General features: G+C 40.5%; 16 protein-coding genes. 13 read left to right on the forward strand and 3 right to left on the reverse strand.

All coding sequences use genetic code 11. The features are described 5' to 3' along the window. The 5 genes from glmS to KIH23_RS10890 all read left to right on the forward strand — a co-directional run bounded on the left by glmS (window position 1) and on the right by KIH23_RS10890 (window position 8,594). Window positions 1-1,848, forward strand: a complete 1,848-nt coding sequence (gene glmS, locus KIH23_RS10870; protein ID WP_213213517.1) for a glutamine--fructose-6-phosphate transaminase (isomerizing) — start codon at window positions 1-3, stop codon at window positions 1,846-1,848. Between the two features lie 280 nt (window positions 1,849-2,128). Continuing rightward, a complete protein-coding gene (locus tag KIH23_RS10875; protein WP_213213518.1) occupies window positions 2,129-5,008 on the forward strand; it encodes a TonB-dependent receptor domain-containing protein in 2,880 nt (959 codons plus the stop codon). Window positions 5,009-5,031: 23 nt separating this feature from the next. Further along, window positions 5,032-6,540 (forward strand): SGNH/GDSL hydrolase family protein, encoded by a 1,509-nt coding sequence (locus KIH23_RS10880; RefSeq protein WP_213213519.1) that lies wholly within the window; start codon window positions 5,032-5,034, stop codon window positions 6,538-6,540. A 243-nt stretch (window positions 6,541-6,783) separates the two neighbouring features. Further along, window positions 6,784-8,295, forward strand: a complete 1,512-nt coding sequence (gene atpD / locus KIH23_RS10885; RefSeq protein ID WP_213213520.1) for a F0F1 ATP synthase subunit beta — start codon at window positions 6,784-6,786, stop codon at window positions 8,293-8,295. 17 nt (window positions 8,296-8,312) lie between these two features. Next, window positions 8,313-8,594 carry a FoF1 ATP synthase subunit delta/epsilon gene (locus tag KIH23_RS10890; RefSeq protein WP_213213521.1) on the forward strand — a complete coding sequence of 94 codons (282 nt, stop codon included), beginning with the start codon at window positions 8,313-8,315 and terminating at the stop codon, window positions 8,592-8,594. A gap of 202 nt (window positions 8,595-8,796) precedes the next feature. Here KIH23_RS10890 and KIH23_RS10895 read toward each other — a convergent pair whose 3' ends face one another. After that, window positions 8,797-9,576, reverse strand: coding sequence for a DUF3667 domain-containing protein (locus KIH23_RS10895; RefSeq protein ID WP_213213522.1), 780 nt, complete (start codon window positions 9,574-9,576; stop codon window positions 8,797-8,799). Window positions 9,577-9,653: 77 nt separating this feature from the next. Between KIH23_RS10895 and KIH23_RS10900 the strand changes: the two genes are divergently transcribed. The 7 genes from KIH23_RS10900 (at window position 9,654) to KIH23_RS10930 (ending at window position 16,000) form a co-directional block, all read left to right on the forward strand. After that, on the forward strand, window positions 9,654-10,796 hold the full coding sequence (locus tag KIH23_RS10900; protein ID WP_213213523.1) for an aminotransferase class I/II-fold pyridoxal phosphate-dependent enzyme: 1,143 nt from the start codon (window positions 9,654-9,656) through the stop codon (window positions 10,794-10,796). Window positions 10,797-10,913: 117 nt separating this feature from the next. Then, on the forward strand, window positions 10,914-11,771 hold the full coding sequence (locus tag KIH23_RS10905; protein ID WP_213213524.1) for a TraB/GumN family protein: 858 nt from the start codon (window positions 10,914-10,916) through the stop codon (window positions 11,769-11,771). Between the two features lie 76 nt (window positions 11,772-11,847). Continuing rightward, the gene (locus tag KIH23_RS10910; RefSeq protein ID WP_410505143.1) at window positions 11,848-12,279 is read left to right on the forward strand and encodes an RNA polymerase sigma factor; all 432 of its coding nucleotides are present in this window, start codon (window positions 11,848-11,850) and stop codon (window positions 12,277-12,279) included. Further along, the gene (locus KIH23_RS10915; protein WP_213213525.1) at window positions 12,269-12,877 is read left to right on the forward strand and encodes a hypothetical protein; all 609 of its coding nucleotides are present in this window, start codon (window positions 12,269-12,271) and stop codon (window positions 12,875-12,877) included. Before KIH23_RS10910 ends, KIH23_RS10915 begins: the two co-directional genes overlap by 11 nt. A 53-nt stretch (window positions 12,878-12,930) precedes the next feature. Then, on the forward strand, window positions 12,931-13,548 hold the full coding sequence (bioD, locus tag KIH23_RS10920; protein WP_213213526.1) for a dethiobiotin synthase: 618 nt from the start codon (window positions 12,931-12,933) through the stop codon (window positions 13,546-13,548). A 2-nt stretch (window positions 13,549-13,550) separates the two neighbouring features. Next, a complete protein-coding gene (gene bioA, locus KIH23_RS10925) occupies window positions 13,551-14,822 on the forward strand; it encodes an adenosylmethionine--8-amino-7-oxononanoate transaminase (protein ID WP_213213589.1) in 1,272 nt (423 codons plus the stop codon). Between the two features lie 23 nt (window positions 14,823-14,845). Continuing rightward, on the forward strand, window positions 14,846-16,000 hold the full coding sequence (locus KIH23_RS10930; protein ID WP_213213527.1) for a beta-ketoacyl synthase N-terminal-like domain-containing protein: 1,155 nt from the start codon (window positions 14,846-14,848) through the stop codon (window positions 15,998-16,000). A 354-nt stretch (window positions 16,001-16,354) separates the two neighbouring features. Here KIH23_RS10930 and KIH23_RS10935 read toward each other — a convergent pair whose 3' ends face one another. Next, window positions 16,355-16,894 (reverse strand): regulatory protein RecX, encoded by a 540-nt coding sequence (locus tag KIH23_RS10935; RefSeq protein ID WP_249684897.1) that lies wholly within the window; start codon window positions 16,892-16,894, stop codon window positions 16,355-16,357. Window positions 16,895-17,110: 216 nt separating this feature from the next. Here KIH23_RS10935 and KIH23_RS10940 point away from each other — a divergent pair, with 216 nt between their 5' ends. Then, window positions 17,111-22,726: a choice-of-anchor D domain-containing protein gene (locus KIH23_RS10940; RefSeq protein ID WP_213213528.1), complete on the forward strand. Its 5,616-nt coding sequence runs from the start codon at window positions 17,111-17,113 to the stop codon at window positions 22,724-22,726. Between the two features lie 66 nt (window positions 22,727-22,792). On the opposite strand, the gene bioB is transcribed toward KIH23_RS10940, so the two are convergent. Then, on the reverse strand, window positions 22,793-23,881 hold the full coding sequence (bioB, locus tag KIH23_RS10945) for a biotin synthase BioB (protein WP_213213529.1): 1,089 nt from the start codon (window positions 23,879-23,881) through the stop codon (window positions 22,793-22,795). Window positions 23,882-23,920 lie beyond the last annotated feature (39 nt).

Consider the following 23,920-nt stretch of genomic DNA (forward strand, 5'->3'; position numbering starts at 1 on the left):
ATGTGCGGAATTGTAGGATACATTGGGCACAGAGAAGCCTATCCGATTATTATAAAAGGATTAAAAAGATTAGAGTATCGAGGTTATGACAGCGCTGGCATTATGTTGTACAGCGGTCAAGATCTTAAAGTTTCAAAAACCAAGGGTAAAGTTTCTGATTTAGAAGAAAAGTCTTCTAAAGAAATTGATCTTAAAGGAGCAATTGGAATGGGGCATACGCGTTGGGCGACCCACGGCGTGCCTAATGATGTTAACTCACATCCACATTTGTCAAATTCCGGCAACTTGGCTATTATCCACAACGGAATCATCGAGAATTATGAACCGCTCAAAAAAGAGCTCATTAAACGAGGATATACTTTTAAATCAGATACTGATACAGAAGTATTGGTAAATCTCATTGAGGAAGTTCAGAAAAAAGATCAGCTCAAACTCGGAAAAGCTGTTCAAGTGGCTCTTAATCAGGTGGTTGGCGCCTATGCGATCTGTGTTTTTGATCGAACAAATCCAGATGAAATCGTAGTTGCCAGATTGGGAAGTCCATTGGCGATTGGTGTTGGAAATGATGAATTTTTTATAGCTTCTGATGCATCACCATTTATCGAATATACTTCAAATGCAATATATCTAGAAGATGAAGAAATGGCTATTGTTCGTTTGCACAAGCCGTTAAAGATTCGAAAAATAAAAGATGATTCACTCGTTGATCCTTATGTTCAAGAACTTCAAATGAATTTGGAGCAAATTGAAAAAGGTGGTTATGATCACTTTATGCTTAAAGAAATATATGAGCAACCTAGTGTTATCAAAGATACTTACCGCGGGCGATTGTTGGCCAACCAAGGAATCATTCAAATGGCGGGTGTTGAAGATAACATTGAAAAATTCCTCAACGCACAAAGAATTCTCATTGTAGCCTGTGGAACTTCATGGCATGCAGGCTTAGTGGCCGAATATATTATTGAAGAATTTGCCCGTATTCCGGTTGAGGTTGAATATGCTTCAGAATTTAGATACAGAAATCCAATCATCAACAAAGGTGATGTGGTTATTGCCATTTCACAATCGGGTGAAACAGCCGATTCGTTGGCTGCGATAAAATTAGCTAAGGAGCAAGGTGCTTTTGTCTTCGGAGTTTGTAATGTGGTTGGCTCATCTATATCACGTGAAACACATGCCGGAGCATACACACATGCCGGACCTGAAATCGGAGTAGCATCGACCAAGGCATTTACCACACAAATTACAGTGCTTACCATGATTGCGCTTCGTTTGGCTAAGGCTAAAGGAACGCTTTCAAATTCAGACTTCCACAGATATTTACAAGAACTTGAGATCATTCCGGATAAAGTTTTAGAAGCTTTAGAAACCAACGAAAAAGCCAAAGAAATAGCGGCTAAATTTAAAGATGCCACCAATTGCCTTTATCTAGGTCGTGGATACAACTTCCCGGTAGCTCTTGAAGGCGCACTCAAACTAAAAGAAATTTCATACATACATGCTGAAGGATATCCAGCTGCTGAAATGAAGCATGGCCCAATTGCTTTGATTGACGAACAAATGCCGGTTATAGTTATCGCACCTAAGCAAGGGCACTACGATAAGGTTGTGAGCAATATACAAGAAATTAAATCGCGTAGCGGTAAAATCATTGCTGTGGTTACCAAAGGCGATGTTCAAGTTCGTGATTTGGCTGATTATGTTATTGAGATTCCAGAATCGTCAGATGCGCTTTCGCCATTGTTGACCACTATTCCGCTTCAGTTGTTATCCTATCACATTGCTGTTATGCGCGGTTGTAATGTAGATCAGCCAAGAAATTTGGCAAAATCAGTTACTGTAGAATAAAATTTATTTAAAAAAGATTTTTATAAGCGGGTTTTTTGCCCGCTTTTTTGTTTTTATAATTGTGATTAATGCAATAAAACTTTTGATTTATAGGCGCGCATAATATTTTTTTTAATGCAGTGTCAAAACCGTTAATAAAATCATAACAAATCAAGAAAATATACTTATTTGACAAGCTCCAGCGGGGTGTTTTGAAGATAGTTAAAAAAAAAGTGAGTTTTTTTAGTAATGATAAAAATATTCGTATTTTGGCTACATAAACCATCAAAATTTAAACCCGATGAAATACTATTTAATCATGATCTCGCTGATGTTTTGCGGATGGGCACAAGCGCAAAGCACAGTAACGGGCACAGTTACTGACAGTAACAAACAACCTATTCCGGGAGCCAACGTTAAAGTTCAGAGCGGTGATTCAGGAACTACAACTGATGCCGACGGTAAATTCAAATTGACTACAACCAAAAAACCGCCTTTCAAACTTGAGATTTCAAGTGTCGGTTTTGGTAACTCAAGCCAAGAAATCAAATCTGATAACCAAGACGTTAGTATTGTCTTGCGTTCAGAAGAAATGAAACTTGATGAAATTGTTGTTTCGGCCTCTAGAACTGCTGAACGTGTTAAAGAATCTCCCGTTACCATTGAGAGAATGGGGGTTAAAGACATAAAAAAAACAGCTTCTCCTAGTTTTTACGATGGCCTCGAAAATCTCAAAGAGGTACATATGAATACCAGTAGTTTGGCCTTCAAATCTATTAATACAAGAGGTTTTGCTACAGTTGCTAACACTCGTTTCATGCAATTGGTAGACGGGATGGATAATTCTTCGCCGCTACTCAACTTTGTTTTAGGTAATATGATAGGCGTGTCTGAATTAGATGTGCAAAGTGTTGAATTACTTCCCGGAGCATCGTCAGCATTATACGGGGCCAATGCTTTTAATGGTATCTTGTTCATGAACAGTAAGAGCCCATTCACGAGTCAAGGGGTAAGTGCATATGTTAAATATGGGCAAACCAATCAATCGGCTGCTGGGGCTAATAATTTTTATGATTACGGAATTCGAGTAGCACATGCTTTTTGCCCGCGGTTTGCAACTAAAGCCAATTTTACCTTTTTAAAAGGAACCGATTGGTTGGCGGTTAATTATGACGATAAATTTCGTCAAGGCGAAGGATTTGATAGAACCGATCCAAACTATGACGGTATTAACGTCTATGGAGATGAAGTAGCCACCAACATCAAAGCAGTAGCGCCAAAGCTATATGCAGCTGGAGCTATTACGGATGCTCAATTAGCCGCATTTAATGCTATTTTACCGGATGTAAATGTCAGCAGAACAGGATATCGCGAAACTGATTTGACCGACAATAAAGTAACCAATGCAAAAGCAGACATGTCTTTGCATTTTAAACCGTTTGCCAACGATTTTGAAATTATTTGGCAAAGTAAATTTGGTTTTGGTAACGCTGTTTATCAGGGAGCCAGTCGTTATTATTTGAACAACTTTTTTATGCAACAACATAAATTAGAATTCAAAGGCAAAAATTTCTTTGTTCGAGGATATACCACTACTGAAGATGGCGGAAACTCATATGACATGCTCTTTACAGGTATCAATGTCAACCGTCAGTGGAAAGAAGACAAAGTTTGGTTTGGGGAATATGCAGGAGCCTATGTTCAAGGAACTCTGGGAGGCATGACTCCGCAACAAGCTCATAATTTTGCTCGTCAAAAGGCCGACACCGGAAGATTAATTCCCGGAAGCCCTGAGTTTAAAGCTGCTTTTAACAAAGTCATTTCAGAGGCTGATGTAACACAAGGTTCTAAATTGGTTGACAACTCAAGAATTTATCATTCAGATATTAATTACAATTTTAAAGATATCATCAAGTTTGCCGAAATTCAAATCGGAGGTTCCTATAGAGAATATCAATTGAATTCTTTTGGTAGAATTTATACGGATGATGACGGGCCAATTTACTATACAGATTACGGTGCATATACTCAAGTCACGAAAAAACTCCTTGAAGACCGTTTGAAATTTACTGGTTCAGCGCGCTATGATAAGAGTAAAAACTTTGACGGAAACGTTTCTCCTAGACTATCGTTGGTTTACTCAGCCGGTGAGAACAGAAATCACAATTTCAGAGCGTCATTCCAAACCGGATTCAGAAATCCATCAACTCAAGAACAGTATATTGGTTTTAATATCGGTAATATTGTGTTGATTGGATCAGCAAAAGACAACTTAACCCGTTACTCTGAAACCTTACCAGTGGCCGAGGGGTCTCCGGCAGTGGGTCAGATATACGCACAAGGTGACACAGCAATAATGACAGGTGTAAATGCTTATGACAATTCATATACTGCAGCTTCAGTTCAGGCTTTTTCTAATTTCTTAAAAAATAACCCAGGTAACACTCCGGGAGCCGCTGCATTGCTCAGAAAAACCAATGTTGACTACGTAAAACCAGAACAAGTAAAAGCATTTGAAGTTGGTTATAGAGGTCAATTAAAAGATTTTACTTATGATTTGAGTGCATACTACAATACATACACCGACTTTATTGGGAATCTCAATGTTATAGCTCCATATTACGGAAAAGCGACTCAAACTTTTGATTTTACTTTTGATGCGCCTAACTACCTCAATAACCCTGAAGTGCAATCACTTCATGCTTTGGGCAATGAAAACTACAGAGTTTATCAATTGTACACCAACACCGATGTTGAAATTAAATCTTTCGGATTCGGAGCTGGATTCTCAAAAAAATTACCTGCTAACTTTGAGTTTGGAGCCAACTACAACTACGCACAGTTTGATTTCGACCAAGCCAAAGATCCAAGTTTTGAGGCCGGATTCAATACGCCAAAACACAGAGTTAAAGCAAGTATCAGCAACGATAAATTGTTTAAAAATTTTGGTTTTAATTTAAGCGGAAGATGGAACAGTGAATATCGTTGGGAATCAACTATGGTTGATGGGACTATTGAAGAAAACGTAGTTGTTGATGCACAAATTAACTACAGTATTCCTAAATTGAAATCAGTAATCAAATTAGGCGCAGCAAATTTAGGCGGAAAAGACTATACCCAAGTATTAGGAGCAGGCCTTGTTGGTCAACAATACTTTGCTTCTTGGACAATCAACCCATAATTTAAATTTAAAATTACAGCAACATGATAAAGAATTTTAAATGGTTACTATTGGTTTCGTTGACCATAGTAGCGTGTGATAATAGCGATGACACCGATCCGGTGTATAACTCATCCGACGGAAATCCGCTCACATCTGGCGAGGCCGACTTTTCAAAATATGTAGCTCTAGGCGATTCATTTGCAGCCGGATACAGTGATGGAGCCTTGTTTATTGAAGGACAAAAAGGCGCTTATCCAAATTTATTGGCAGAACAATTTGCTACCGTTGGCGGGGGAGAATTTAAAACACCATTTATGGCTGATAATTTTGGAGGATTACTTGCTGGTGGTGCTCCGATTCCGGGTCAGGGAGTTCGTCTTATTTTCAACGGAACGGCTCCGATTTCTTTGCCCGGTGCAACCCCGACGACTGATGTTACAAGTGTTCTTTCAGGGCCTTTCAATAATTTAGGTGTTCCGGGTGCCAAAAGTTTCCATTTAGTAGCTTCGGGTTACGGAAGCCTTGCCAATGTAGGAATTGGCGCAGCAAATCCGTATTATGTCCGATTTGCATCTTCAGCCACTTCAAAAATACTTGAAGACGCTGCTGCTCAGTCACCAACCTTCTTTTCATTGTGGATAGGCGGAAATGATGTTTTGTCCTATGCAACATCTGGAGGGGCTGGCGTTGATAGAACTGGGAATTTAGATCCAACCACTTATGGCAGTAATGATATTACAGATCCGAATGTTTTTGCCAATGTTTATTCAAGCATTGTAACAACCATGACTGCAGGCGGAGCCAAGGGTGTGGTGGCTAATTTACCTTATGTAAATACACTTCCATACTTTACAACTGTTCCATACAATCCGGTTCCGTTAGATGCGGCTACTATAACCGCGCTCATGAGCAATACAACAGGGTACGGAGCATATAACAACGGATTACTTTTGGCTAAAGCTAATGGATTGATTACCGATGCTGAATTGGCCAGAAGAACTATTTCATTTACACCCGGAAGCACCAATGCCGTTGTAATGGTTGATAGTTATTTGACTAATCTCTCAGCGCTTGGTATACCTTCATATCGCCAAGCAACCGCTGAAGATTTGATTGTGTTGCCTGCCAGAAATTTCATCGGAACTCAAGTAAACGGAAACCCACTACAAGTTAATGGTGTTTCAGTACCTTTAGCTGATAACTGGGTACTCTCAAAAGATGAAATCACCGAGGTCAGAAATGCTACTGACGCATACAACATAACTATTGAGTCAATAGCAAACGCGAATGGATTAGCTTTTGTTAATGCAAAAGCCATCATGGATAAATTAACTTCTGGCGGAATCACGGCCAACGGATTCACGTTGACTTCGGGTTATGTAACCGGAGGTGCTTTCTCGCTTGATGGTGTTCACCCAAGCCCACGCGGATATGCTTTGATTGCCAATGAATTTATCAAAGCCATCAACGAAAAATACGGTTCAAACATGAAGGCAAAAGACTTAAGCAAATACAGAATTCTGTTTCCGGCTGATCCGGATGCTTTCTAAAAATAAAACGCAAACATCAAAAGCCCGTTGTGATTTTCATAGCGGGCTTTGTTTTTTTGTGAATTATCAATATAAATTTAGCATTCAGCCTATAAAGCAAACAATATTGTAAAATCAGAATATTTTTTTATTAAAAAGTTGTTGATTTTCTGTTTTAAAAAATTATCTTTGCGCTCGAAAAAACAGCGGTAATTTGGCTGTTGTTTTACAAATCTAAAACGCTATTTAATAAATACATAAGCAATGTCAAAAGTAATAGGAAAAGTTGCACAGATCATCGGTCCGGTGGTTGACGTAGTGTTCAACGGTAAAGATGTTGAGCTTCCAAAAATTTATGATTCATTAGAAATCAACAAAGCAGATGGTTCAAAATTGGTTCTTGAAGTTCAAGCACACATCGGTGAAAACACCGTGAGAACAATCTCAATGGACTCTACTGACGGATTGAGCAGAGGTACAGATGTTCTCGCTACCGGAGCTCCAATCCAAATGCCGATTGGTTCAGATATCTACGGAAGACTTTTTAACGTAGTAGGTGATGCTATTGACGGTTTGGGTGATTTGCCTAAAGAAGGCGTTAGCGGAACACCGATTCACAAAGCGGCTCCTAAATTTGAAGACCTTTCTACATCAACAGAAGTTTTATTTACGGGTATCAAAGTAATCGATTTGATCGAGCCTTATGCAAAAGGTGGTAAAATTGGTTTGTTCGGTGGTGCCGGAGTAGGTAAAACCGTATTGATTCAGGAACTCATCAACAACATTGCAAAAGGACACGGTGGACTTTCAGTATTTGCCGGAGTAGGTGAGCGTACTCGTGAGGGTAATGACCTTCTTCGTGAGATGTTGGAGTCAGGTATTATTAAATACGGTGACGATTTCATGCACTCTATGGAAAACGGCGGTTGGGATTTGACCAAAGTTGACAAAGCCGGTATGCGTGATTCAAAAGCTACGTTTGTGTTCGGACAAATGAACGAACCACCAGGAGCTCGTGCTCGTGTGGCGCTTTCAGGTTTGACTATTGCGGAGTACTTCCGTGACGGAGCAGGTTCTGACCAAGGTAAAGACGTACTATTCTTCGTTGATAACATCTTCCGTTTTACACAAGCAGGTTCTGAGGTATCGGCACTTTTGGGTCGTATGCCATCAGCGGTAGGTTACCAACCAACGTTGGCTACTGAAATGGGTGCGATGCAAGAGCGTATTACCTCAACCAAAAAAGGATCTATTACATCCGTACAAGCGGTATACGTACCTGCGGATGACTTAACTGACCCGGCACCGGCAACTACTTTCGCACACTTAGATGCAACCACAGTATTGTCACGTAAAATTGCTGAGTTGGGTATTTATCCTGCGGTAGATCCACTCGATTCAACTTCAAGAATTTTGACGCCACTTATCTTAGGTGATGATCACTACAACTGTGCTCAACGCGTAAAAGAAATCCTTCAGAAGTACAAACAATTACAAGACATTATCGCCATCTTAGGTATGGAAGAATTGTCTGAAGATGATAAATTAGCCGTATCACGTGCACGTCGTGTACAACGTTTCTTGTCACAGCCATTCCACGTAGCTGAGCAATTTACAGGAATTCCAGGTGTACTTGTTGATATCAAAGATACCATCAAAGGTTTCAACATGATCATCGACGGTGAATTAGATCACTTGCCAGAAGCGGCTTTCAACCTTAAAGGAACCATCGAAGACGTGATTGAAGCAGGACAAAAAATGCTTGCTGAAGCATAATCAAAATTCTAAACAATATGTTATTAGAAATAGTATCACCAGAATCAAAACTCTTCCAAGGCGAAGTTACTTCGGTATCGCTTCCGGGCACAGCGGGCAGTTTTCAATTGCTCAACAACCACGCGCCCATCGTAACGACGCTCAAAGATGGTGAGATCAAAATCGCAGCTTCGTCGTTCTCATTTGAGAAAGAAGTAGCCGATAAATTCAACAAAATCAATGAGCAAACCTACACGCTAAACATCAGCTCAGGAACCATTGAAATGAAAGACAACAAAGTAATTGTGTTGGTTGATTAATCACCGCAATTCAGTTATAAAAGAAAGCCCGACCTTGTGTTGGGCTTTTTTATTTTTATTTGAAGCTGATCCGGCTGTTCGCTATTATCTTTTTGTTTTGCAAACAAAAAGGATAGCCGCTGCCATCCGGGCTAGGGCATTAGTGTATCAATCATCTTTTCTAAAAGACGAATGACTAGCCAAGTGTTCATTCAAATTTATTTCAACCAAACAATCCGGCCATATACAACCAAACCAAGATTCCGCTGGCCAAAAAGGTGAAAGTTATCACGCAAAGACTTACCAAAAAAGCTTTCAGTTTTTTTCCATCGCCAATAAAATTCTGATAAAAAACTGTAAAATAACCCATCTGCAAAAGCAAACACAACAAGTAAATCAAGTTGGTATTGATTGAAGTAATTAAGTTCAGCAAGGTCAAAACCACAAAAAAGAGGGTGCAAAAGGCATACATATACATGCCGGCCACCAAATGTTCGGTGTAGTTGTATTTTTCTTTTCGGTAAAAAAACCAAAAAATGAGCGCCATAAACGGCAGTGAAACTAAAACTGTTTTATTGGCGTGGGTTCTGATAAAATTTATCGCGGTGTATTGTCGTTCGTACATTTGAATCATGTGTTGCCTCGATGCCGCATCCAATTGCATCAACTGCGGATTTTCTTTGAGCACATCGTGTTTTTCTTCAATACCGTCTGCTGTCATGGCAATCAAGTTGAGTGCAGCCACAATCATAAAAAAGTTCAGCGGAGAAAAATACTTCTTGCGCTTTCCGGCGATGTATTCTTGTGCAACCAAACCATTTTTTACAACCAATTCTTTAATCAATACTAAAAAACCTTTGTCGGCATGCGTAAAATAATGCAACAATTCATGAAAAACTTCATGCAAACTCAATCGATGTAAAGGTGTTTTTTGGCTGCAGTTCGGGCAATAATGATAATCTTCAACCAGAGCAGTATCACAGTTTTGGCATGTTGTTTCCATAAACGTTTTGGTTTACTGCAAGATACAAATTAACATTTTGGCTCAAATAGTTACAGCCTATTTTTTACCTTTGGCTCATGAAGAAATTCCCACAGAATCTCAAACAAAAACTCGACGAGCGCATACAAAATCAAGCCTTGCGCACATTGGGCTTATCCGGTTCTGACCAAGTTGATTTTTCTTCTAATGATTATTTAGGATTCTCAAAAAGTACAGATTTATTCCAACAAACACACACCTTTCTGCAAGCCGAAGGTTTTACAACCAACGGAGCCACCGGTTCACGGCTTTTATCCGGAAACCATCCGCTATATGAGCGCACTGAAAAGGTCCTTGCAGATTTTCACGATACCGAATCAGCGCTTATTTTTAATTCCGGCTATGATGCCAACGTTGGTTTTTTTAGTTCTGTTCCGCAGCGTGGCGATGTGATTTTGTTTGATGAATTGTGCCATGCATCGATGCGTGACGGCATTCGGTTATCGCACGCCAAATCTTATAAATTCGCGCACAACGATTACGAAGATTTAGAAAAACAGCTCAACATTTACACCGAAAATGCCAACGTTTACATCGCCACCGAATCAGTATTCTCCATGGATGGCGATGCACCCAACCTTGAAATGCTCACCCAATTAGCCCAAAAGCACAACGCTTATTTGGTGTTGGACGAGGCGCATGCTTTGGGTGTTTTTGGCGAAAAAGGCCAAGGTTTGGCCCAAAGTCAATCAGTGCATCATCAGGTTTTTGCGCGCATTGTCACCTTTGGCAAAGGCTTGGGTTGTCATGGAGCCGCCGTTTTAGGAAGCTCAGAACTCAAAGATTATTTGGTCAATTTTGCGCGTAGTTTTATTTATACCACAGGTTTATCGCCGCACAGCGTTGCGTCTGTTTTAATCGCCTATGAGCATTTGGCTACGCAACCTCAGGCGCTTGCCGAATTGCAGCAAAACATTGTTTTTTTCAATCAGTACAAAATGCAGTTGGGGCTCAAACCGATGTTTGTTTATAGCAAATCGGCCATTCAATGCGCCATTATTACCGGAAATCAAAAAGTGAAAAGCATCGCGGCTCAATTGCAAAAAAAAGGTTTTGATGTCAAACCTATTTTGTCGCCAACAGTTCCCGAAGGTCAAGAAAGACTGCGTATTTGCTTGCATAACTTCAATTCACAAGAACAAATAAGGGCTTTGCTCGACCAGATTTTGCAAGCGCTGTAAATTTTTTGTAACGTTTGAAACTTTTGTTTACTCACGGCTTGAATCCAAAACAAAGCTTTTGACTTTGGATTCGGTCAAAGGCTGAGCACAAAGTTTCATTCATCAACAAAAAGAATCATGAAAAAACCATTCAAACTCGTTCTATTTTTAGTAGTTACTTTTTTTACTGCTTCAATTTTCGCCCAATCAAAAAATCAGCATTCATCTGTGCTCTGGAAGGTTTCAGGCCACGGACTTTCAAAGCCATCGTATCTTTTTGGTACCATTCACATGGTTTGCGCTGCCGATTTTACCATGTGGCCCAAAGCCAAAACTGCTTTTGAGCAAACCAATCAACTCGCGCTCGAAATCAATATGTCAGATCCGCAAGAAATGCAAGAAGCGCAAAAACTCGCCATGGGCAGCCAACCTTTGAGTCAAGTTTTATCGGCAGATCAAAAGAAAAAACTTGAAGCCATTTTGCAAAAAAACGCGCTCGGTTCACTGGCGCAATACGATGCTTTTACACTTGAAACGATCATGAGTTTAGTCTTTATGAAATCATTTGGCTGTGCTGATTTAAAATTCTACGAAATGGAATTCATCAGTATGGCCGCCCAAAGTCAAAAGCCGGTGGTTGGTTTAGAAAAAGTTTCAGAGCAAATAGATATTTTGAATCAATCATTTACCGATGATCAAATGATGGCTTATTTGGATGAAATCAGCCCCAAAATGTGCGCAGATTTGGTTCAAGAATACAAGTCTGAAGATATTGACGGTGTATTAAAACTTATCGCCGATGACGATTCAATCGATGCCGAAGCCCAGAAAAAACTCTTGCACAACCGCAACGAGCATTGGGTAAAAGTCATGCCGGCCATGATGCAAAAACAAAGTGTTTTCTTTGCTTTTGGTGCGGCACATTTGGGCGGGTCGCAAGGTGTTATTGCTTTGTTACGACAAGCCGGATACCATGTTCAACCCGTTTTAAACTAAGGCTTTGAAAGAAAAGGAACAAGCTTTTTTGCGTCGGATGAATGAGCACAAAGGAATCTTATTCAAGGTTTCTAAAATGTACATGGACCAACCCGACGATCAAGAAGATTTGTTTCAGGAAATTGTTTTGCAACTCTGGAAGGCGTATGACAGTTTTAAAGGCGATAGTCAATTTTCGACTTGGATGTATCGCGTGGCCATCAACACGGCGATTGTTTATTTCAAGAAAGAAAAACGAAAGCCTATCCAACAAGCTTTTACGACCGAGAATATTGCAGATCAACCCAGTAATACTGAAGAGCATGAAAGTCAAATCAATCATTTTTATCGAGCGGTTCAGCAATTAGACAAAATTGACAAGGCGATTATCTTTTATCAACTCGAAGGTTATTCGCACCGAGAAATTGGTCAAAACCTCGGAATTTCTGAAGGTAACGCGCGGGTCAAACTCAACCGCGCCAAAGAAAAATTAAAACAAATCATCAAAAAACAAGGATATGGATTTTAACGAATTACAATCAGCTTGGAACAACGATCATCCCAATCCGGCCTCGTTGCCCCATAATTTAGACCGAATTCAATCGGCCAACACACCTTTGGATCGCATCAAAAAAAACCTTAAAAACGAGTTTATTTATCAGATAATTTCTATAGTAATTCTCGGATTTGCTCCCGCATTTTATGCCTTTCCCCAAAATGCTATTCTGCCGTTCTATTTAATGTTTGCCATTTTTGTAGCGGTCTGTATTTACTATTTAGTTAAGCTTTATTTGTTTTACAGACGATTGGCCCAAACCACATTGAATACCAAAGACAGTCTGTATGAAACCTATTATGAAATCCGCATCAACATGGAGCTTTACAAAACCTTTGGCTTTGCTTTGACGCCTTTTCTGATTTTATTTTTAATTGGATTTTGGTACCTGAAAATGCCTGAAACCGTATTGTCAGAATCGGGGAATCACACCTTTTTGATGGCCGCCTTTTGCATTGTTGTATTTTGCATTTTGTTTATGGGCATCGCCTTAGAATGGTGGGTGCATTATTTTTACGGAAAGTACGCGCGCGAGCTCAAAAAAGTCATTGATCAGCTCAAAGAAGAATAAAAACAAAGCCCGTTTTCACAGCGGGTTTTTTTATTTTTGCCAAAACAATTCGCATGAAAATATTCATCACCGGAATCGGAACTGACGTAGGTAAAACCGTCGCTTCAGCCATAGTTACCCAATCGCTTGAAGCCGATTACTGGAAACCCATACAAGCCGGCGATTTAGACCATTCCGACAGTCATAAAATCCAATCGCTCATCAGCAATTCCAAAACGGTTATTCATCCGAACGCTTATGCGCTCAACACACCAGCGAGTCCGCATTGGGCTGCCGAAATCGACGGATTGCGTATTGACCTTAAAAAAATCAAAGAGCCCAAAACCCAAAATCATTTGGTGGTTGAAGGAGCGGGCGGTGTTTTGGTTCCGCTCAACGAGCAAGATTGCGTGCTGGATTTGATACAAAAAGACTATCAAGTTATAGTGGTTTCAAGACATTATTTGGGCAGCATCAACCATACTTTGCTGACGATTGAAATGCTCAAAAGCAGAAATTTATCAGTGTCTGGAATTATATTTTCAGGCGATGAGCATCCGTCAACCGAGCAAATCATCCTTGAAAAAACAGGCCTAACGATGATCGGTCGCATTGAAAATGAACCTTATTTTGATGCCCATGTCATTGCCGATTATGCCGATGCCATGCGCGGAAATCTTCTTAAAATTTAATGATGAATTTATCTGAAAAAGACCAACTTTATCACTGGCATCCGTACACGCAACATCAAACTACTGGCTTGCTGCCGGCGATTGTCAAAGGTGAAGGCGCGCTGCTTTGGGATGAAACAGGAAAGGAATACATCGACGCCATTGCCTCGTGGTGGGTCAATCCGTATGGACATGCCAACAAATTGGTGGCTGATGCCATTTATGCGCAATTGATCACATTAGAGCATGTGTTGTTTGGCGGATTTACCAATGAACCCGCGGTTCGGTTGTCAGAAAAATTGCTGACTTTGTTGCCTTCAAACCAAAAGAAAATTTTCTTTTCAGATAATGGTTCTACCGCCGTTGAAGTTGCGCTCAAAGCGGCCTTGCAATATTTTTACAACCAAGGCGAGCAAAGAACCAAAGTCATCGCTTTTGAAGATGCCTTTCACGGCGATACTTTTGGCGCGATGGCCTCAAGCGGAATCACCTTTTTTACCGAAGCTTTTCAGGGCTCACTCATTCACGTAGATAGAATTCCGGTTCCGGTTCAAGGTCGCGAAGGCGAAAGTTTAGCCCAACTTGAAAAACTTCTGCAAACCGGAGATTATGCTGCCTTCATTTTTGAGCCTTTGGTTCAAGGCGCGGCCGGAATGGTCATGTATGCGCCTGAAGCTTTAGAGGCTTTGATGAAGCTTTGTCAAGCCCAAAAAGTCTTTACCATTGCCGATGAAGTGATGACGGGCTTTGGCAAAACCGGGAAAAATTTTGCTTGTGATTATTTAGGCGTTCAGCCCGATATGATGTGTTTGTCAAAAGCGCTGACTGCCGGAGCTATTCCGATGGCACTGACTACTTTTACCCAAGAAATCTTTGATGGATTTTTAGATGCCGATGTCAACAAAGCGCTTTTTCACGGCCATACTTTTACGGCTAACCCTACCGGATGTGCCGCTGCTTTGGCGGGTTTGAGTTTGTTGGAATCTGATGAAATGCAAGCCAATATACAGCGCATTCATCAAAAACATTTGGCTTTTCAATCGCAGATTGCACAACATTCAAAAGTCAAAACCACGCGCGTTCTGGGCGTTGTTTTCGCGTTTGAAATCAAGACCGACAACACCGAAAGCTACTACGGAAATTTGCGCAATAAACTCTACCATTTCTTTATTGAAAACGGAATCATCTTGCGTCCGGTGGGTAATATCGTTTATATTTTACCGCCTTATGTCATCACCGACCAACAACTTGATAAAGTCTATCAAATCGTTGAGCGAGCCATTGAAATGGTGTAACTTTGCTGCCAAATAAATTTATTTTGAAACACCGAATTGCCATATCGGCCTTGGCTTCTGTATCGCCTCTGGGGTCTGATTCAGATGAAATAGCAGCACATTATGCCGGCACACACACTGCGATTGAAATGAAAAATCTCGGAGCGCAGGCGTATTGGATGGCTTGTTTGCCTGAAGCTGAGCAGCAAAGATTAGAAACCTTGCGTCAGTCTGAGGCCAAATACAAAGCGCTCGATCCATCGGTGATTATGGCTTTGGATGTTTCGCGCCGCGCGGTGGCTCAAGCTGGCTGGAAAAAAGGTGATGTGATTGGGATTAATATTGGTTCGTCACGCGGAGCTACGCATTTGCTCGAGCAATATCACGAGGAATTTATGACCACCGGAAAAACCGCAACGCTGAGTTCGCCTACCACTACTTTAGGTAATTTGTCGAGTTGGGTAGCGCATGATTTAAAATCAGCCGGACCTGAAATTTCGCATTCGATTACCTGTTCAACGGCTTTGCATGCGGTGCTCAATGCGGTTGCTTGGCTAGAATCGGGCATGGCAGATAAATTTATTGCCGGCGGAAGCGAGGCGCCACTCACACCGTTTACGCTCACGCAAATCAAAGGTTTGAAAATATATTCGCGCGAAACCGAAGGTTATCCGTGTCGTGCTTTTGATCTGAACAAAACGCGGAATTCAATGGTTTTGGGCGAAGGCGCTGCTGTAATTGCTTTAGAACGAGACAATGCCCATGCTCTAGGTTACATTACCGGTGTAGGCTATGCGACCGATGATTTAGAGCACAATACTTCGATTTCAGACCAGGCCGAATGTTTTCAGAAATCAATGAAAATGGCCCTAGGTTCTATTTCGCCCAATGAAATCGACGCCATTGTGATGCATGCACCAGGTACGATGAAAGGCGATGTGTCTGAATTCAAAGCCATTGAAAAAATATTCCCAAACAAATTACCATTGCTCACTACCAACAAATGGAAAATCGGCCACACTTTTGGTTCGTCGGGTTTGCTCAGTATTGAATTGGCTTTGCTGATGTTGCAAAAGCAAACTTTTTTCGGGACACCTTTTCAGGAGCAATATCTCATCGAAAAACCCATTCGGAATGTGCTCGTAAACGCCGTTGGTTTTGGCGGAAATGCCGTGAGTATTCTTATTTCTAATTCATAAAAAAGCCGCTGAATGAAGCGGCTTTTTTATGAATTAGAAACGTGCTGTTTCAACACTAAAAAATATAAGAGCCAGTGCAATGAGTATAAGATGCAGCTGATGAAACACTGTTGTGGCAATTTCTAAAGTGTTTGATTTTAATTTGGATAATGATTCTTTAGTCATGGTTAATTGATTTAGGGGTTCAATTTAAAAATCGACCAAATGTAATAAATAATCGATAAAGTGCATAAAAAATTTAAAAAAATAAATTAATTCTTATTTTATATCAAAAACTTCTGTTGCTTACAGATGTAGATTTTAAAATCAATGGATTGTGTTTAAAGCAAATTTTTAAGTTCTTGAGAAAAGCCACTATGATGACAATTCTTGAATTTTATCATATACCCAATGGCTTTCATAGCCTTTTCTGAGTAAATATTCTGAACATTTTTTCTTTTTTAACAACAGATTATGTTCTGTAGTTTGCTCCCAAATTTTAAATGCAATTCGATTAAAATTCTCTGAGTATTCTTCGTCTGAAATTTCTTGAAGAGCCGTATTGATGATGCGTGAAGATATATTTCTGAACTTGAGTTCACTAGATATTCTGATTTTCCCCCAGTGTTTAATCCGATGTTTTCCGCTAGCAAAGGTTACAGCGAATCGCTCTTCATTCAAAAAATTATTTTCAATAAGATAAACCATCAAGTCATCACGATACTCATAGGGAACATTAAGCTGTTTCATTTTAATTTTAAGATCTTCATGACAACGTTCCTGATAAACACAATAGTGTTCAAGTTTTTTTTTAAATCCGTCAATTTCTGCACTTGAAAAACCCATCTGTGTTGAATGATAAATGTCAAAATTAATTTCTTTTTTGAATAACGTGTTGTGTTTTTGGTAATTCATTGATTCGCAATAAATTAATAATTTGTAAGAAAAAACACGTACAAAAGCTTTGAGGATCATTAATCCTAGATTTTTAAGAGAATTTGTTTACAATTTCCTAATCTCAAGAGCATCATTTTAAATGAAATAGTAGTAATTTTGACTTGCCCAAACTACCCAAATAATAACAACCTGCTTTTTTTGTGCGCAAATGTTACCTAAATCACTATGGAAACAATGAAAATAAAATTACTCATAACGGCTCTTTTATGCAGTTTTTTTGCAGTTGGACAATACTCAATAACCGGGACGGGTTCCGGTAATACATACACACAGAACTTTGATGCTTTCAGAGGTACAGCTTTAACTTTACCTGCCAATTGGACAGTCACAACAGCTACATACAACGCTACCTATCCAATCATTACATCAGGTGCAGCGACACCAACTGTAGCCAATGCTTCGGGAAATAATTGCTATGCCGGTAGAGCTTCGAGTGTTAGTACAGATTATGCTATTTTACAAAAACAAGCCACTTCTGGTGCAACCACTTTTACCTTTAGTTCGGTGAACAATACGGGAGCAATTGTTGATGGTTTTGTCATTACTTGGAACGTTGAACAATACAACGATGCCGGACGTGCCACTACAGTCGCAATGGATTACAGAATAGGAGCAGCAGCTTATTCTACTACCGGAATTTCCGGAACCAATAGTTATACGGCAACCACAGGTACTTCAACTCTTTTTAATGTTGTCCAGACAGCCAGATCAATAACTATTTCAGGTTTAAGCGTGCCCAACGGATCAACGGTTGATTTTAGGTTTTCGATTGCTAATGGTGTTACTTCAGGAAGTAATGCCCACATCGGGATTGATGATTTTACAGTTTATGCTACTTCTCCAACACCTTCTTCGTATTCAGGAGTTACCGCTGGGGCAAGCGCAGAACCGGCAACCATTTCTTCTTTGGTCAATACCTTAGCAGCCTCTTCATTAAATTTTGACTTTTTAGTTACTGATGATGCCAATACGGTAGCGGCCAATGATGCTTTGCCAACATTAATTAGCCAAATAGTCATTCCGCAAGGAACCGGAAATGACATAGCTGATTGGACACAAGCCATTTTAGGGGCAGAACTCTCAGACGGAACCAATACTTTGACCGGAACTGTCAATGCAACCAACCTTACTTTTTCTGGAATCAATACCGCAACTTTAGGTAATGTTGCTGATGGAGGAACCAAAACCTACCGACTTAAAATTTGGCTCAGAACAGCATTAGGCGGAACTTTACCTACAACCATTGACGGACTGAATTTTGCTTTCAAAATAGATAGGACCAACTTTACAACAGCAAACTTAGCGACTTCAACTCAATTTGAATCTGGTGCAGGTACTGTTGTTGAATCTGGAGGGACCAACAATCAAGTAACCGTAGTGGCGACCAAAATTGTTTGTACCAATACTCCCGGTGCAACACAGTATGTAGGGGTTAATTTTACAACATTGCCAACAGTATATGCTCAAGATGCCAATGGCAATCAAGATTTGAATTACGCCAGCAATGTAACTATTACCAATGCTGGTTCACTTGGGATGAGTAATGTGCCAACAACTTTTTCGGGCGGTGTGCTCACTTTTCCCGCCAATTTTCAATATACTGCTCCAGGTAATGGGACGTTAACTATTAATGCCAATCCGGTTGCCGGAATAACACCAGCAACCACAAGTAGTATTACTGTTGTAACCACATCTCCTGAGATTAATATTTTAGGAAACGCAACAACGATTGTCGATGGCGATTCTACTCCGACTACTGCCGACTGGACGGTTTTTCCGTCAATGGTGATTGGTTCAACCACCACGACAAGAACTTTTACTATTCAAAATACAGGAACTGCATCTTTGACTATTTCCGGAATTAGTTTTTCAGGAGTCAACGCTGCTGATTATACCGTAACCACGCCGCCAACATCGCCAGTTGCCGCAGGCAGTTCAACAACTTTTACGGTTACTTTTAACGCACTTACTTTAGGGGCTTCAAACGCCACATTGACCATCACTAACAATGATGTTGATGAATCAACCTATGATTTTTCAATTCAAGGAACCTCTACAGCCAGCAGTGCTTCAGACATTTTAGCGGTGGCTTTATCTGAACCGGCAACCATAGCTTCGACTATCAATGATGCAGCCAATCTGACTTCTTCAACCGGAATTCAAGTTTGGCAATTTCAAGTGCGAGACGGCGGAGCTTCTGCAGATGCAGATAATTTGAGTACTATTTTAACTGATTTTACCATCACCAAAGCCACCGGAAACCAAGTAACCAGTTGGTCAGATGCTATTAAAACGGTAGCCTTATTTGACGGAGCAACTCGTTTGGCCAATGGCGTTGTAAATACGACAGCCGGAGTTTACAACATTACCTTTTCAGGTTTGAACGTAGTGGTGGCCGATAACACTCAAAAAACACTTTCTCTCAGATTATCGCTCAATTGCGGTATTGGAGCGACTAATTTTGACGGCGATGATTTTGGTTTTTCCATCACCAATGCTTTGACGATCTTTTCATCAACCGGATCAGGAAAAACAGCATTTGGTGCTCAATCATCAGCCAATTCAAAAAATATTATAAGCGTAACAGCTACTAAATTGGCTTTTACGCAACAACCTACTACAACCGGAGCTGGTAACACCATGACTAATGTAATCGTTGCAGCCCAAGATGCATGCGGGAATCTTGATAAAGATTACACGGGTTCCATAACCATCAGCAGCACCGGAACCATGAGCGGCGGAACTATGACTGTTAGTGCCGTAGCCGGATTAGCTACTTTTACCAATATTATTCACACGGTTGTTGGAACTGGGTTTGTTTTGAATACGTCTTCGGCTTTTCCGGTGGTGAGCAGCTCTACTTTTGACATTATTGCTGTAACGGTGCTCAATCCCGGTGATTTGGCGATTTTGGCTGTGAATACAACTGCAGAATCATCAGGGTCTGCTGATGAAATTTCTTTTGTTTGTTTTCAAGATTTATTACCCGGAACAACCATTTACTTAACTGATAATGGTTATGAAAGGGTCACAGCAGGGTTATGGGGTAATACAGAGGGAATCATCATGATGACCAGAACCAATTCTTTATTGCCAAAAGGAACCATTGTTACGATTCATACCGCTAATGGAGGTGTGAATGACGGAACTGATTACACTGTTTACACTTGTGGATCAACTGATGCCAACTGGAATAAATCAGTAGCCTCATCTGCTTCTTATTTCTTTGATTTGAACAAAGATGACCAAGTTTGGATTTGTCAAGGCGGAACTTGGGGCAATGTCAACACCGGTAGCCACGACATGACTTACAATGGTAATGTACTTTATGGATGGACGGATATTCCTTGGAAGACAGCTCCTGCTTGGGACATTGCCAACGGAACGAAAGGTTCAACTATTTTTCCTAAAAGGGATTGCTTTACAACTGATGTTGCTAACCTTGAAACAGGAGCTTCTCAAGTAAAATTCAACGATCCGGTTGATCCTGATTTTTCAACTACTACCAACGGAAAATATGAGTGGATTGCATTGATCAACAATCCGGCAAATTGGAATTACTATTCTTCTGATGTGCTTTTTGACAGCAGCGGATACAACTATTTAGGAGCAACAACTTGCCCGGGAATGATAGTCGCTTCGGATGTTTACGTAAACGGAAAATGGACAGGATTCAAAGATACCAACTGGTTCAACTGTGGCAATTGGGATACTTTATTGGTGCCCGATGCAACCGTTGATGTACAAGTGGGAGACAATGTTTTCAATCGTCAAGCCACGATTGATGCTACAGCGCAATATGCTGCGGCTTTCGGCAATATTGCAACTGCCAAAAATCTTACAGTAACCGGAGAAAAAGTTGAAATTATCGGTAACGCCAACAACAAACTTGAAGTTCATGGCAATGTTTTAATCAATGGTCCGGCAGGTTATATTGATATGGATGATTCTAACCCAGCCACTGCAGATGGGCAAATTTATTTATACGGAACTTGGACCAACAACATCGGTTCATCGGCTTTTGATGAAGGAAACGGAACAGTTCAATTTGTGGGAACAGGCGTTCAAACCATCAGTAGCTCAGCAACCGTCGGGACAGAAACATTTTACAATGTCATTCTTGACAATAATTTTGATACAGCAACTTCAAACGATTTGATTGCCTCTGGAACACTTACGGTCAATGCTGCCAGAAATGTCAACATTGACAGCGCAGGTTATATCATTGCTGGAAAAAAACTCAGTCATAATGGTAATTTAACCATTGCCAACAACGGACAATTGGTTCAGATTGATGAAGCCAACACCAATGATGGTACTTATACCGGAACTAAGTTTCAAGTCAATAGAACCGCACAAGTCAAACACTTTGATTATGTATATTGGGGTTCTCCGGTCAAAGATTTTCCGGTAGCTTCATTGCCGAATGCATATCGTTTTGAGTGGAATACCTTACAAGCCAATGCCAACGGAACTACCGGAAATTGGATAGCGCCAACTACCTTAACTATGACTACTGGTAAAGGTTACATAGCTCGTGCTTCAAACGGTGCTTCAACTCCTCAAGCCATGAATTTGGTTTTTCAAGGCGAACCCAATAACGGACAATTTACTTTCCCGATTAACCGCGGAACCTATGTCGGGCCTGACTATGATGCTGATCCAACTAACGCCACTAATGCATTGACAACTCAACGTGACGACAACTGGAATTTACTCGGAAATCCATATCCTTCAGCCATTGATGCTGAGAAATTTTTGGTTCTTAATCAAACCAAAATCGAAGGAACGGTTTGGATTTGGAAACACGGATTAGATCCGGCTGCTACCGGAAGCCCATTTTACAACAATTATCAATATAATTATTCAGCAACTTCCGACTTGATCAAGTACAACGGCTTGGGTTCTTCAGAACCAGATAGTTTTGCAGGAAGTATTGCTTCAGGTCAAGGTTTCTTGGTAGCCATGCTTGATTCGGCACCACAACCCGGAAGCACGGTTACTTTTAGCAATGATTTGCGTCGTGGTTCTTTAGTTAGTGCGTCTGGATTGTTTGACAATACTGACTTTTTTAGAATGTCAACAAATGTTGTTGCTGAGCATCGTCCGGAATCAAAAAGCCGCATATGGCTTGATGTTGTTAATCAACAAGGCGGTCAAAAAGATACCGCATTAATTGGTTATTCAGAAAACTCAACTCTCGGAAAAGATCATATGTATGATTGTATGAATTCGATTAAAAATGAGTTGACTGTTTATTCGTTGATTGATGCCGATCCATATATCATTCAAGGCCGACCTTTGCCTTTTGATGTGTCTGATGTGGTTCCAATGGGCGTAAAAATTGCCAATGAAGGGGCGCATACCATTGCCATCCGTAAAGTAGACGGATTGTTTGAAACCACGCAGCAAAATATTTATATTGAAGACAAGCAACTCGGATTGATTCACGATTTGCGTCAAGCTCCGTACAACTTCACCTCGCCAGCAGGCAGATATGATGATCGTTTTGTTTTGCGATATACCAATGAAATGCTGAGTAATCCATCATTTGAATCAAATCAAAATGTGGTGGTTTTGACCAAAACAGATTGTGTTGAAATTCACTCATACAACCAAAATATTCAGCAAATTGAAGTGTATGATGTTTTAGGAAGATCGGTTTTCGAAAGTAAAAACATAGACCAAGCTTCGTTCAACATCAATACTATTAGCCCGTCAAATCAAGTATTGATGGTTGAGGTCAAATTAAAAGACGGAACGCGGGTGGTTCAAAAGATCATTTACTAATTAAAATAAATCAAATAAAAAAAGGCCCGATATATTTCGGGCCTTTTTATTATTAGGTTGTAAAGATTAAGCTTTTGCTTTGTTGCTTGCTTCAAGGTTGCGCTCAATTTGATGTCCGGGGCGTGACCATTTTGGTTTTTCGCCTAACGAAGTAAATTGAGAATCTTTGGCTTCAACTGTAGTGGGTTGCATAAGTTTGATGAATGGTTTTTGCGGTTGCAATCCCAAAAGTTCAAACATTTTCATGTCTTCATTCACATCCGGATTAGGTGTGGTCAACAGTTTATCTCCAGCAAAAATAGAGTTGGCTCCGGCAAAGAAACACATTGCTTGACCTTCACGACTCATATTGGTTCTTCCGGCTGACAAACGAACTTGGGTTTCTGGCATGACGATGCGCGTGGTGGCAACCATACGAATCATTTCCCAGATTTCAACTGGTTTTTCATCTTCCATCGGAGTTCCTTCAACGGCTACCAGTGCATTGATGGGTACAGATTCTGGTTGCGGACTTAGGGTAGCCAAAGCAACCAACATCCCGGCGCGGTCTTCGATGGTTTCGCCCATTCCGATAATTCCGCCACTACAAACCGTAACATTGGTTTTGCGCACATTTTCAATGGTTTGTAGACGATCTTCAAATCCGCGGGTTGAAATCACTTCTTTGTAATATTCTTCAGAAGTATCTAAGTTGTGGTTGTAGGCATACAATCCGGCCTCGGCCAAACGCTGAGCTTGGTTTTCGGTCAACATACCCAAAGTACAACACACTTCCATATCTAATTTATTAATGGTACGAACCATTTCAAGCACTTGATCAAACTCAGGCCCGTCTTTGACGTTTCGCCAAGCAGCACCCATACAAACACGCGATGAACCACTTGATTTGGCACGTAAAGCCTGTGCTTTTACTTGTTGCACCGACATCAAATCATTGCCTTCAATATTGGTGTGATAACGCGCAGCTTGTGGGCAATAGCCACAGTCTTCTGGGCAACCACCGGTTTTGATTGAAAGCAAAGTCGATACCTGAACTACATTCGGATCGTGGTATTGACGATGGATGGATGCAGCTTCAAAAAGCAAATCCATCAATGGTTTGTTGTATAAGTTGATGATTTCTTCTTTGGTCCAATTGTGTCTGATGGTACTCATACATCTTATTTTATGATTGCCTCAAAAGTAGGTAATATG

The sequence above is a fragment of the Flavobacterium sp. CYK-55 genome (genome assembly GCF_018413465.1).
Lineage (GTDB): Bacteria > Bacteroidota > Bacteroidia > Flavobacteriales > Flavobacteriaceae > Flavobacterium.

Bases quoted from the DNA above. Each gene is read 5' to 3' on its own strand.
- glmS (WP_213213517.1), top strand. From the start codon at position 1: ATGTGCGGAATTGTAGGATACATTGGGCACAGAGAAGCCTATCCGATT.
- KIH23_RS10875 (WP_213213518.1), top strand. From the start codon at position 2,129: ATGAAATACTATTTAATCATGATCTCGCTGATGTTTTGCGGATGGGCA.
- KIH23_RS10880 (WP_213213519.1), top strand. From the start codon at position 5,032: ATGATAAAGAATTTTAAATGGTTACTATTGGTTTCGTTGACCATAGTA.
- atpD (WP_213213520.1), top strand. From the start codon at position 6,784: ATGTCAAAAGTAATAGGAAAAGTTGCACAGATCATCGGTCCGGTGGTT.
- KIH23_RS10890 (WP_213213521.1), top strand. From the start codon at position 8,313: ATGTTATTAGAAATAGTATCACCAGAATCAAAACTCTTCCAAGGCGAA.
- KIH23_RS10895 (WP_213213522.1), bottom strand. From the start codon at position 9,576: ATGGAAACAACATGCCAAAACTGTGATACTGCTCTGGTTGAAGATTAT.
- KIH23_RS10900 (WP_213213523.1), top strand. From the start codon at position 9,654: ATGAAGAAATTCCCACAGAATCTCAAACAAAAACTCGACGAGCGCATA.
- KIH23_RS10905 (WP_213213524.1), top strand. From the start codon at position 10,914: ATGAAAAAACCATTCAAACTCGTTCTATTTTTAGTAGTTACTTTTTTT.
- KIH23_RS10910 (WP_410505143.1), top strand. From the start codon at position 11,848: ATGTACATGGACCAACCCGACGATCAAGAAGATTTGTTTCAGGAAATT.
- KIH23_RS10915 (WP_213213525.1), top strand. From the start codon at position 12,269: ATGGATTTTAACGAATTACAATCAGCTTGGAACAACGATCATCCCAAT.
- bioD (WP_213213526.1), top strand. From the start codon at position 12,931: ATGAAAATATTCATCACCGGAATCGGAACTGACGTAGGTAAAACCGTC.
- bioA (WP_213213589.1), top strand. From the start codon at position 13,551: ATGAATTTATCTGAAAAAGACCAACTTTATCACTGGCATCCGTACACG.
- KIH23_RS10935 (WP_249684897.1), bottom strand. From the start codon at position 16,894: ATGAATTACCAAAAACACAACACGTTATTCAAAAAAGAAATTAATTTT.
- KIH23_RS10940 (WP_213213528.1), top strand. From the start codon at position 17,111: ATGAAAATAAAATTACTCATAACGGCTCTTTTATGCAGTTTTTTTGCA.
- bioB (WP_213213529.1), bottom strand. From the start codon at position 23,881: ATGAGTACCATCAGACACAATTGGACCAAAGAAGAAATCATCAACTTA.